This is a genomic window from Brachybacterium sp. JB7 (genome assembly GCF_003335205.1).
GTDB classification, from domain to species: Bacteria; Actinomycetota; Actinomycetes; order Actinomycetales; family Dermabacteraceae; genus Brachybacterium; species Brachybacterium alimentarium.
The window spans coordinates 25,339-37,354 of sequence record NZ_QPGN01000018.1 but is presented as its reverse complement, the minus strand read 5'-3'; the positions used below and the strand labels follow the sequence as shown (position 1 = coordinate 37,354).

Here is a 12,016-nt window from a genome sequence, read left to right as displayed (position 1 = left end):
ATGCGGCCACTGGCCGCCGCCGCGGGAGCCGTGGGCCTGGCCGGCCTCGGCGCCGCCGCGGCAGCGCACGTCTGGTCCCACCGGGTCGAGATCCACCGGTACACGCTGCGCGAGCACGAACTGCGCATCCTGCCGCCGGGGGCACGCACGATCCGCCTGCTGCACATCAGCGACATCCACCTGATGCCCGATCAGCACCGCAAGCTCGCGTTCCTGCGGCACCTCGCCTCGCTGCGGCCGCACCTGGTGATCGACACCGGCGACAACATCGCCTCGGCGGCGTCCGTGCCGGTGCTCGCCGACGCCCTCGACCCGCTCCTGCAGAGACCCGGGGCGTACGTGATGGGATCCAACGACATGTTCGCCCCGGGGCCGAAGAACCCGGCACGGTACCTGCTGCCGGATCCGCGCCCCGAGGGGATGACCGAGCCCCGCGACCCGGACCTGCCCACGCAGGAGCTGGCCCGACGGCTCTCGGCACATGGCTGGAAGGACCTCACCAACACCCGGGCGTGCATCGAGCTGGGCGGCCTCGAAGTGCGCCTGGCCGGCGTCGACGACCCCCACCTCGAGCGCGACGAGATGCCCGCCCGGCCGGCCCCTGAACCCTCTGCCCCCGATCACGGCAATGTGCTCCGCCTGGGGGTCGCGCACGCCCCGTACCGCCGGGTGCTGGATGCCTTCGCGGCCGACGGCGCAGATCTCATCCTGGCCGGTCACACCCATGGCGGCCAGCTGCGGCTGCCCGGCGTCGGGGCCCTCGTGACCAACTGCGATCTGCCGCGCCAGCAGGCGCGAGGACTGTCCAGCTGGCAGGGAGTGCCGCTGCATGTGAGTGCGGGGTTGGGCGCGAGCCCCTACTCGAACTACCGCTTCCTCACCCCTCCGGAGGCGACCTTGCTCACGTTGCGTGCCTCGCGGCCCGATACGGGGCGCTGACCCCCTCCGACGCCTGCTAAAGTTGCTCTCCGGTGCACCGCTTCGGTGGCGCACCACCGGGGTGTGGCGCAGCTTGGTAGCGCGCCTCGTTCGGGACGAGGAGGTCGCAGGTTCAAATCCTGTCACCCCGACCGGTTGCTCAGGGCCGCGAGAACGTCGAGAGACGCGATCGTGGCCCTGAGTCGTTCCCGGGCGTCGTTCTCAAGCGTCGCTCCCAGGCGTCGCTCCCAGGCGTCGACCTCAAGCGTCGCTCCCGAGCCTCGCCGCCGTCACTCACGGGCCGCGCCTCGCCTCGCGCCCCCTGCCCCGCCGCACACCGTTCACACCGTTCACACGTTCACACCGTCGTGAATAACAATCGTGTAACTACCATATGAATTGTCCGATTTCACGGGCAACACGGTGAAAATCGGCGATTTTAGGTAAATTCTTGGCAAAGGTGTCGGTCTCCCTGGGTAAACCCCCCTGTGGGCTGGATTCCACCTGGACATACAGTGGCCAATGGTGCCGCCTTGACCTGGGGTGCCGTCCATGTCGCCGCCTCCCCGTCACCGGCATGGACCCTTCCTCCGCTTCCCTGGGTGACGGGCGCAGACCCTTCGCGCGCGACGCGTCCGGTCTTCTGCGAGGCGACGGAGAAAGTGAATACCGCTGATGTTCCGCACCACTCCCCGAGGCACACACCGGGCAGCCGGCCGTGCCGTGATCGACTACCGGGGCCTCGCCGCTCCGGTCGGTCGAGGCGTGGGGGCCGTCGCCGTCATCGGCGCCGTCTCGGCCACCGCCGCTCTCACGGGCACAGCCACCGCCACCGCGAAGGGTCCGTCGGCCTCCGCCGTCGGCACCGTGCGCGGCGCCGCCCCGGCCGTCGCCCCGGCAGCCTCCTCCCAGTACACCAGCGTGAAGCTGCGCCTCGGAGCACGCGGCAGTGCCGTGTCCTACCTCCAGGGTCGGCTGAACGCCCACGGCGCCTCGCTCAAGGTCGACGGGGTCTTCGGCTCCGCCACCCTGCGAGCGGTCAAGAATCGGCAGTCGTCAGCGCGCATCGGCGTGGACGGCGTCGTCGGTCCGAAGACCTGGAACGCCCTCAGCGGCAGCTCGTCCTCGGGCGGCTCGTCGTCCTCGCAGCCCAAGCTGCGGCAGGGATCGCGCGGCACGGCCGTGCGCACCTTGCAGTCCCAGCTCAACGCCCGCGGTGCCTCCATCGCGGTCGACGGCTCCTTCGGCCCCGCCACCAACTCCGCCGTCCGTGCGCTCCAGCGCGCTGCGGGCATCGGCGTGGATGGTGTCGTCGGCCCGAAGACCTGGAACGCGCTGTACGGGAACGCCACCATCGGTGGCAGCTCCGGCGGAGCGTCCTCCGGGACCTCCGTGAACGGCCAGGCGATCATCAACGCGGCACGCAGCCAGACCGGCGTCCGGTACACGTGGGGCGGCAGCTCGCCCTCCACCGGGTTCGACTGCTCCGGCCTCGTGCACTACGCGTACGGCCAGGCGGGCATGAACCTGCCGCGCAAGACGGCCAAGGGATACACCTTCGGCGGGAAGATCATCTCCCAGTCGCAGGCGCAGCCCGGCGATCTCGTGGCGTTCACCGCGAACAACTACGGGCACATCGGGATCTACGTCGGCAACGGCCGGATCATCGATGCCTCCGGTTCGCGCCAGCAGGTCGTCGAGCGTTCCATCTGGAACTCGCCGCACGTCTTCGTCACCTACCGCTGATCTGCTGATCAGCGTCTGAGGAAGACGCCCACCAGCCACGACGGCCTGCTCGACGCATCAGCGTCAACGGGAAGGAGCAGGGCGGAGTGAGGGAGCCCGGTCGGCACTGCCGACCGGGCTCCCGTGCGTCCGGGCCACTACGAGCCCGCCAGCCCGCGCGACCGGGTCTCGGCGACGCACGCCGCGTGGCAAACTGGGATCTGCACATCGACGTCCAGGTCCTAGGAGAAGCTGATGCCCGATCCGATCGCGCTCGTCCCGTACCCGCAGTCCGTGATCTGGTCCGAGGGGACATGGCAGACCACCGCACCGTGGGACGAGCTCTCCGTCGGTCTCACCGAGGATCTGGGCCGCACCGAGTACGCCCTGTCGATCTCTCCCGAAGGCGCGAACCTCACTGCCGGCAGCGAAGCCGCCCTCGCGGACGGCCGCAACACCTTCGCGCAGATCGTCACCGGCGCCGGGGACTCGATCCCCTGCGTGACCATCAGCGACTTCCCGAAGAACGCCTGGCGCGGCATGCACGTGGACGTCTCCCGCCACTTCCTCGCCGTGGCCGAGATCGAGACCTTGATCGACGCGATGGCGCTGCACCGCCTGAACATCCTCCACCTGCACCTCACCGATGATCAGGGCTGGCGCGTGGAGATCAAGGGCTACCCGAAGCTCACCGAGGTGGGCGCCTGGCGCGATCAGACCCTCGTGGGCCACATGAGCGGCGACGAGGACGCCTGGGAGTTCGACGGCACCCCGCACGGCGGCTTCTACACCCAGGAGGAGCTGCGCGGGCTCGTGGAGTACGCGCGCCGTCGCGGCATCATGATCGTGCCCGAGGTGGATCTGCCCGGCCACATGCAGGCCGCGATCGCCGCCTACCCCAATCTCGGGAACTTCCCCGAGCAGCAGGTCGGGGTGCGCGAGGTCTGGGGCATCTCGGATCACGTGCTCGGCGTGGACGACGCGGCCTTCGACTTCCTCCGCGACGTGCTCACCCAGATCGCCGACATCTTCCCCGCGCCGTACGTCCACATCGGCGGGGACGAGTGCCCGCGCGTGGAATGGGAGCGCTCCTCCGCGGCGCGCGCCCGCATGAACGAGTGGGGGCTGACCCGGGTCTCCGAGATCCAGGGCCGCTTCACCCAGTTCGCGGCCGACGTGCTGGCCGAGTCCGGCAAGCGGATCGTCGCCTGGGACGAGGTGCTCGAGAGCCATCTGCCCGATGACACCGTGGTCATGAACTGGCGCGGCGCCGACGGTCTGAAGACCTCCACGGAGCGCGGCTTCCAGACCATCATCGCCAGCAGCGAGCACACCTACTTCGACTTCTACCAGGCCGATCCGAAGGGCGAGCCGCTCGCGATCGGCGGCCTGACCACCGTCAAGGACGTCTACACGGCGGACTTCACCCCCAAGAAGCTCGGCGAGGAGCAGGAGCGGCTGCTGATCGGCCTGCAGGGCCAGCTGTGGTCCGAATACCTGCCCGATGCGGCTCAGCTGCAGTACATGGCGTTCCCGCGCATGTGCGCCCTGGCAGAGCGCGCCTGGGGCTCGCCCGAGCAGAGCTGGGAGGAGTTCGAGGAGCGGCTGCGGGCCCATCTGCCGCGCCTGGATGCCTTCGGCATCCGGTACCGCCCGCTGGACTGACCATGACGGTCCCGCCCTCGTCCCATCGCGACGCCCATCCCTACGGGCGATCGTCCGACGATGTGCGCCGCCGCGAGCTGCGGGTGCGGCGCACCCGTCGGCTGCGCGCGGTGCAGCTGGCGATCTTCTCGCTGCTCGTGATCGTGCTGATCGGGGTGGGCGTCTACGCGGTGGGCGAGTTCCGCAGGCCCAGCGCCGAGCAGGGCGTGATCGCCCAGAAGTCGTTCGGCGAGGAGGAAGCCGAGGTCACCTGCCCGGATCCCGGCGCCGTCCCGCTACCGCCCGGGGACGTCACCGTCACCGTGCTCAACGGCACCAGCCGCGGGGGCCTCGCCGGGGAGGTCACCGAGCAGCTCGGCTCGAGAGGTTTCACGATGGGCGACGCGGGCAATACGAAGAAGGCTGATTCCGCGGTCACCATCGTGTACGGGCCCGACGGGTATCTCGCCGCGCAGTCCGTGCGCACACAGGTGCCCGACGCCGCGCTGCGGCTGGACGACCGCGAGGGCGCCGAGGTGGATCTCCTGCTCGGCAACGGCTTCTCCGAGCTCGCGCCGGAGGACGACGCGGCCGCCGCGCTCGAGGACGCCGTCGAGATGCCCGAGGGCTGCCCCACCGAGTGATCGGGGCGCGGGCCTGCAGGCGCGGGCCGCACGGAGTGAACGGCGCACGAGCCGGCGCATGGGGCCCCACGGAGTGATCGGGGCGCGAGCCTGCGGACGGGGCCCTCGGAGTGATCGAAGCGCAAGCCTGCGGGCGGGGCCGCACGAGGCCTCCCGCTCAGTTCTCCCAGTCGCGCTTGTCGGCTTCCATCTGCACGCCGATCCACAGGGCGAGGCCGCCGCCGAAGAGCAGCAGCAGCACGATGGTCCCGAAGACCAGGAACGTCGCCGGCGCCGACGGCATCAGACCCGCCAGCAGGGTGTTGATTCCGGCGGACTGGTTCCCTGTCTCCGCAGCGCCGGTGAGGCTCGGATCCACCTCGACGGCGAGCTTGGCGGAGGTGGGGGTGCCGGCGCTGTCCAGCACGTCGTAGGTGATCGGGGTGGTGCGGCCCACGAAGTCGTCCTCCGGGGTGAAGGTCACCGAACCGTTCGCGCTGACCGTATAGGTGCCCTCCTCGGGCACCACCAGCCGCTTGCCGCGCCCGTCCTCCAGCTCGGTGAGGTTGGTGGCCTCGAGCGAGCCGATCTCGAGCGTGCTCGGGGTGAGGGGGCGGGAGCCGCTGCCCGCGGTGTCGTTGGCCAGCACGTCGATCGTGAGCGAGGTCTGCGGGGCGGTGCGCTGCTCGTCGTCGCGCATCGTGGCGATCACCGGTGAGAAGACGGCCTCGAAGGTCGCCGAGACGGGGTTGTCGGCGAAGACGCCCCGGGCGGTGACTCCCACCGGTGAGGCGGTGCCGGTGAACTCCTCCTCGGGGGTCATCGTCACCGTGCGGTCCTCGATGTCGATGCTCCAGGTGCCCTCGCCGTCCACGCGCACCTGGGTGGCGTCGTGGGAGAGCTCGGCGCCCTCGGGGAGCGCGTCCTGGTCGAAGCGCAGGGAGTCCGAGCGCACGTCGCGGTTGCCGAGCGTCAGATCGAACTGCAGTGCGGTTCCGGGGGCCGAGGCCGCGCTGCGGTCCGCGAGGATCGGGTAGGCGGTGCTCAGCAGAGCAGTCGCCGACTCCGCGCCCTTGCCGTCGCCGCCCACGATGCCCATCGGCGCGGTCACATGCACGTCCTCGCTCTCGGGGCTGAACCGCACGCTGGCGCTCTCGCGGTCCAGGCTCCAGGTCCCCTGCTGCGGGACCACCACCTGGGTGCCGTCGTCGGACGTCGTCACGCCGGTGTCCCCCGCCGGTGGGGTCAGGCGCAGGGTGGCGGGGTCCACGTGCTGCTGCCCCTCGCCCACGGCGAAGACGATGTCCTCGCCGAACGGCGCGGAGCGGTCGAGGTCGGAGATGATCGGGACGGTCAGCACCACCTCGGCGGCGCTGACCACCCCGCCCTCGGCATCCTCCGCGACCAGGCGCACCGGGTCCAGCTGCCGCCCCAGCGCGGTGCCGGCGGGGGTGTGGGTGAGGGTGGTGCCGTCGGCCGAGAGCTGCCAGACGCCCTGCTCCGGGACCGTCGCCCGGCTGCCGTCCTCGGTCACGGTGGAGCCGGCGGGGAGCCCGGCGAGCTCGAGCCGCACGGAGCCGTCGGTGGGAAGGGAGTCGTCCAGCGGGATCTTCTCGACGTCTCCGGCCGATCCGCGCAGCGAGATCTCCTCGAGCTCGACGACCTCCGGGGTGAAGGTCGCCGGCTGCGAGCGGGTGCCGGAATCGCCCTCGACGGTGAGCGCGATCGGGGTGGCCGGTCCCTCCGTGCCGGGCAGCGGGGTGAAGACGAGGGCGTCGCTGATCAGGGTCCAGGTCCCCTCCCCCGCCACGCCGATGCTGCGGGAGTCGTCGGAGACCTCCATCAGCTGACGCTCGGCCTCGTCGAGGTCCTCCGGCACGGCGAGCTGGGCGGATTCGAGGTCGACCTCCGCCTCGAGGTCGTCCTCCAGCAGCGCGGTCAGCGGCACCCGCGTCACGGCTCCGGGGATCATCGTCACCGTGGTGGTCTCGGCGGGGAAGTCGAACGGGCCGTCCTCCCCGAGCGCGGCGGCCGGGAGCGTCAGCGAGGCGGCGAAGGCGGTGGCGGCGCACAGTGCGGCACCGCGCGCGACGGCCCTGCGCAGGCGCGCGCGCCACAGGGGACGCGGCATCGTCTCGGGCACCGGATCAGCGTAGCAAGGGGGCGGGGTCACTCCTCGACCGGGACGAACTCCACCGGGGCGACGGAGGAGTACCGGTCCTGCCGGATCGAGACCACGCCGACGCCGCCGATGAACGGGGCCAGCGCCTGCGGGTTCTTGCCCGGGTTGGCCAGGATCACCTGGAAGCCGAAGTGGCGGAAGGACTCCATCGCTGCGGTGATGAACTTGCCGGCGCCCTTGGAGAAGGCCTCGTCGATGATGATCGGGGCGTAGCGCGGCACCTCGTGGCCGGTGCCGGCCAGCTGGTAGCGCAGCGCTGCAGCGAGGCAGAACGTGGCCAGGCGCTCGTTCTGGCCGCCCGAGAGCGGACCGCCGGATTCGTGGGCATGGACCACGGTGCCCTCGGTGTCGACCTCCTCCGCATGGAAGTGCACGTGCCGGCGCACATCGAGGATCACGCGGGAGATCTGGTCGTCCCGGGTGCGGGCGGCGCCGATCATGTCCATCAGGTGGCGCAGCGAGAGGAAGCGCTCCTCGGCGAGGTCCCGGTCGCGGCTGATGTCGTTCAGCGCGGTGTCCGCGACCGCATCCTCCAGCGCCCGCTTGAACTCATCCAGTGCGGTGAGGTGCACCGGGCGCATCGACAGCTGCAGGAACCGGCCGGAGTGGAACTCGACCTGGGTCAGCAGCGCGTTGATGCGCTGCAGCCGCTTGCGGATCTCGGCGGGCTCGCGGGCGATCGCGGTGGCGAGCGCCTGCACGTCGCCCAGGGTGTTGCCGGTGAAGAACTCGAAGAAGCGGTCCTCGACCTCGGGCAGCTTCTCCTCCTCGATCCGCTGCAGGATCGCGAGGTAGTCGTCGGCCGCTTCGAGCGTCGCTGCGGTGTCCCCCGCCTGGGCGGGCCAGCGGCGGGAGAACTCGCGCATCGCGGTGCGCATGTCCTCCTCGGCGCGGGAGGTGCGGCGGGTCAGCGCCATCAGCTCGGCGTCCAGGGTCGCCGAGGCGTCCTTGGTGACCTGGTCGATGTTGCCGATCACGAGGCTGGGGGCGATCGCGGTGAAGCGTTCGGCGAGCTCGGCCTCGACCTCGGGGGCCAGGGACGATTCGGCCACGCGCTCCTTCGCCTCGACCAGCCGCTCCTCGGCGCGCTCGGTCTGCTCCCCGAGCTTGCCGGCGGAGCGCACCACCTCCAGCAGCTCCTCCTCGGAGGCGGCGATGGAGCTCTCGACGTCGTCGATCTGGCGGGCCAGCTCGCTGAGCGCGGCGGAGCCGTCCTCCGCGGCGCGCACCATGTCCCGCAGGTTGGCGACGCGTCGGGCGACCGACGCGGCATCGATGTCGTCCCAGGTGACCTGGCTGATCGACTGCAGCGCGTAGAGGCGCTCGCGGCGCTGCTCGCGCTCGGACTCGACGTCCTTGCGGCGGGCCTGCGCCTCGAACAGCTCCTGCTCGGCGCGGGTGCGCTCGGCCTCGAACACGGACCGCTTGGCGCGGTTGTCGAAGCCCAGCACCCACTGGGAACGGTCGTTGATCTGGCGGTCGGCGTTCTTCTCGTGCCGGGTGGCGGAGTGCTTGATCTGGCCCGAGCGCAGCACGGCCCGGTTCAGGCGCGTGAACTCCTCGAGGGTGTCCGCGCAGGTGTAGTCCATGCGCGAGGCGATCTCGTGGCTCAGCCACACGTGGAACTCGCCGTCCTTGACGTCGAGCTTCGCGGCCAGCGAGCGGTCGTCGATGTTCTTCGCGGGGCGGCGCAGATCGGTGTTGACGCGGTTGTAGGAGATGCGCCGACGCAGCTTGGTGCGGTCGATCACCGCGGCCACCTCGCGGTAGACCCGATCGGGCACGAGGATCGAGCGGGCCAGGCCCCGCAGCGCCTGCTCAGCGGCCGCGGTCCATTCCTCCTGGCCCTCGCGCACCTGCAGCAGCTCGGCGGCGAAGGGCAGCTCGGTGGGGGCGATGCCCACCTCGGAGGCGATGTGATCGCGCAGGGCGATGTCCTCGGAGTGCAGGTTCGAGGCGCGCGTGGTGAGGGACTTCAGCTCCTCGCGGGTGCGGGCCAGGGTCGCGGTGAGCTCGCGGACGGTCGCCTCGGCCTCCCAGCGGGCCGAATCGGCGCCCTTCTCCTCGGTCTCGAGCGTCTCGCGGAGCTCCTCGACCTCGCGCTGGAGGGCGAGGAACATGTCCTCACCGGCCGGGGTGCGCAGTTCGACGGTGGCCAGCTGGGAGGCGAACTCGGTGCCGCGCTCGCGGCGGCGGTCCCGCTCCACCTCGAGGCCGGCGATCTGCTGCTTCCAGTCGTCGATCTCGCCGCCGCCGGCGCGCTTGCGCTGCTCCTTGAGCTGGCCCAGATCCGCACGCGCCTCGTTGACGTCCTGCGTGAGGCGGCGCTGCTGGGCACCGAGGCGGTCGCGCTCGAGCTGGAGGCGGCCGGTCTCCTCCCCCAGCAGGCGCACCAGGTGCTGGGCGGCGTACACGTCGATGTCCGCCCGACGGTCCACGAGCTCTCCGCCGCGCTCGCGCATCGCGGTCCAGTCCTCGTGGTTGCCGCGCAGGCCGCGCAGCAGGTCCCGCTGCTCACGGGCGGTGACCAGCGCCTCGTACACCTCCGAGAGGTTCTGGAAGTTCGCGAGCGCCTGGTCGGCGAGCTCGAAGGTGCGCGGCGCATCGAGCATGTAGTCGCGCAGGAGGGCGTTGACGTCGCCGAGCTCCTTGGCGGACTGGATCTTGTGCAGCAGCCCCAGGGCCTTCTCGTCGGGGATGCCCAGCAGCTGGCTGAAGGCGGCGCGGTACTCGCGGAACTGGCGGAAGGTCTCGGTGCCGGGGTGGGCGGCCTCGAGCGCCTTGCCCTCGATCTGGCTGGAGACGAACTGGCGCAGGTCCGTGACGTCCAGGGGCTTGCGGGCGATGACGTACAGGCTCTTCACGTCGGAGTCGGCGCTGTGGCCGGCGTGGAGCAGGAGCAGGCGGGAGAGCTGGATGGTGCCGCCCATCCCGTCGCCGTAGCGCAGCGTGAGCACCGACAGCGTGGTCTTGTCGCGCAGCACCTCCTGGCTGAACTCCCCGGTGGCCTGGTCGTAGTGCATCGCCCAGGCGCCGCGCACGTAGCTGGCCACGGTGCGGCGGTACTTCGAGCGGGCCGGGCCCGCATCGGAGGCGGCGGCGTTGAACTGCAGCGTGCGCGGCGGGGTCAACAGTGCGCTGATGGCGTCCAGCAGCGTGGACTTCCCGGTGCCGGGCCCGCCGGTGAGGAAGAAGCCCTTGGGCGAGATCGTCAGGTCATGGGTGCCGTGGAAGGTTCCCCAGTTGGAGATCTGCACAGCGACCAGGCGCCACTGACCCGGATGCGGATGCTCGGGGTCGGTGCCCACCTGGTCGGTGGGCGCGTCGGTCTCGGGCATGCCCGGGAGATCGAGGGTCTCGGCTGCGGAATTCACTCCTGCAGGGTACCGAGTTCCACGGGCCTGCGTGGTGCCGACGCCGGCGCCGAGCGCTCCCACGGCGCGGGATACGGCAGGTAGCTGTTCAGGAACGCGCTCAGCTCGCGCCGGATGTCGTCCGTCGCCGCGCCTTCCTCCTGGTTCAGGCAGAAGGTGTCGTAGCGGCGCAGCGAGTCCAGGGCGTCGAGCCGCTGCCCCAGTCCGGGTGCCGCGAGATCGACGTACAGGTAGTTGGGCTGGGCGGGGACGGCCCGGCCCTGGGCATAGGCGTACCAGTGGTGCAGCGACGAGGCGAGGGAGAGGTCGGTCGGCGAGCGGAACAGGGCGCTGCGGGTGCGGGCCACCGCTTCGGGGTTCTCCCGTTCGATCTGCTCGCCGATGCTGCGCAGCTGCGGATGCACGGTGTGACGGATCTTCGTGCGCACTGCGAGGCCGAAGCGGGAGGCCAGCAGGTCGCGACCGTTCTTGGCCGCCGCCATGATGGGCAGGTCCCCGCCGGTCACGGGGCCGGGGTCGATCGGCAGGTCCGAGGGGAAGAACTTCGCGATGCCCTCGGCGGCGAAGAAGTCGCTCGGGTAGGCGATGCGCCCGAACAGCACGTCGTCGTTGAGATAGAGGTAGTGCTCGGCGAGGCCCGGGATGCGGTGCAGCGCGGATTCGATCGCGTGGGAGTTGAAGCGGCTGCCGCCCAGCAGGTCGCGGTGGTCCACGATCCGGATCCGGGGGTCCTCCCGCATCAGCCACGACGGCACCTGCTGGTCCGTGACGATGTAGATGCGTCGCACCCAGTTCACGTAGCGGTGCACCGACCGCAGCGAGAACCGCAGCTCGTCGGAGTTCAGGAAGCGACTCGCATCGACGGCGGAGTCATGGCGCGCAGGCAGGCCCTCGCCGCGCGCGTGCAGTGCCGCGTCACGGCGCTCCCGCCAGGCCGGATCGGATCCGTCCACCCAGGTGTAGACCAGGTCGATCGGCACGGCCGGCTCCGGGGCGCAGGGCCGACGGGCATCGCCCCTCAGGCTCTGCTCGGACAGTGCCGCCCAGTCCTCGGCGGGCACGTGGCGCAGCGCGCCCTGGGAACGGCCGACGTAACGGCCCTGCTCGCGCTCCAGCACGTCGATCATCACGTCGAGGCCCGCAATGGGCTCGAAGGGTCGGTCTGCGACGGCCAGGTGCGGGCGGGCGATGATCTGCTGGTCGCGGGGCTCCTCGCGGATCTCCCAGTGGGCGGGGAGGCCGCCGAGCCGGCGACGCGCCGCCGTGATCTCGTCGGCGCGCACGGCCAGCCGCCACGGCCGGCGTTCGACGGGCGCGGTGAGGATCGGCTGGTACGGGGCGAGCGCCTGGAGCACCGTCTCGAGGCTCTGCTCACGTTCGGCATGCAGATCGGGGGCCTCGAGGGAGCGGGCCTGCTGGAGTCGCGGTCGCAGTCCGGTCCAGACGTTTCCGGGGTCCGCCGCAGGCAGGAGGGCGCGACCCGACAGGCTCAGCCGACGGGCCGCATCTCCCCTGTGCAGTTTCGCTGCGATACGCCGGGTCGTGCTCAC

Annotated in this window: 7 protein-coding genes and 1 tRNA gene; 5 read left to right on the top strand and 3 right to left on the bottom strand. The window is 71.1% G+C overall.

Features of this window, described 5'->3' with window-relative positions; genetic code table 11:
• The 5 genes from CIK81_RS15340 to CIK81_RS15320 all read left to right on the top strand — a co-directional run bounded on the left by CIK81_RS15340 (position 1) and on the right by CIK81_RS15320 (position 4,931).
• Positions 1-939: a metallophosphoesterase gene (locus CIK81_RS15340; RefSeq protein ID WP_114355865.1), complete on the top strand. Its 939-nt coding sequence runs from the start codon at positions 1-3 to the stop codon at positions 937-939.
• Positions 940-996: 57 nt separating this feature from the next.
• Positions 997-1,070, top strand: a tRNA-Pro gene (locus CIK81_RS15335).
• Between the two features lie 523 nt (positions 1,071-1,593).
• A complete protein-coding gene (locus tag CIK81_RS15330; RefSeq protein ID WP_114355864.1) occupies positions 1,594-2,664 on the top strand; it encodes a peptidoglycan-binding protein in 1,071 nt (356 codons plus the stop codon).
• 234 nt (positions 2,665-2,898) lie between these two features.
• Complete coding sequence (locus CIK81_RS15325) at positions 2,899-4,308, top strand: beta-N-acetylhexosaminidase (RefSeq protein ID WP_096165316.1); 1,410 nt, start codon at positions 2,899-2,901, stop codon at positions 4,306-4,308.
• Positions 4,309-4,310: 2 nt separating this feature from the next.
• On the top strand, positions 4,311-4,931 hold the full coding sequence (locus CIK81_RS15320; RefSeq protein ID WP_096165318.1) for a LytR C-terminal domain-containing protein: 621 nt from the start codon (positions 4,311-4,313) through the stop codon (positions 4,929-4,931).
• Positions 4,932-5,088: 157 nt separating this feature from the next.
• Here CIK81_RS15320 and CIK81_RS15315 read toward each other — a convergent pair whose 3' ends face one another.
• From CIK81_RS15315 to CIK81_RS15305, 3 genes are read right to left on the bottom strand one after another with little or no spacing between them, the layout of a single operon-like run.
• Positions 5,089-7,053 (bottom strand): Ig-like domain-containing protein, encoded by a 1,965-nt coding sequence (locus CIK81_RS15315; protein WP_241964207.1) that lies wholly within the window; start codon positions 7,051-7,053, stop codon positions 5,089-5,091.
• Between the two features lie 26 nt (positions 7,054-7,079).
• Positions 7,080-10,466, bottom strand: coding sequence for an ATP-binding protein (locus tag CIK81_RS15310; RefSeq protein ID WP_158542065.1), 3,387 nt, complete (start codon positions 10,464-10,466; stop codon positions 7,080-7,082).
• Entirely contained in the window at positions 10,463-12,016 is a 1,554-nt protein-coding gene (locus tag CIK81_RS15305; protein WP_114355863.1) for a stealth family protein, read from the bottom strand. Before CIK81_RS15305 ends, CIK81_RS15310 begins: the two co-directional genes overlap by 4 nt.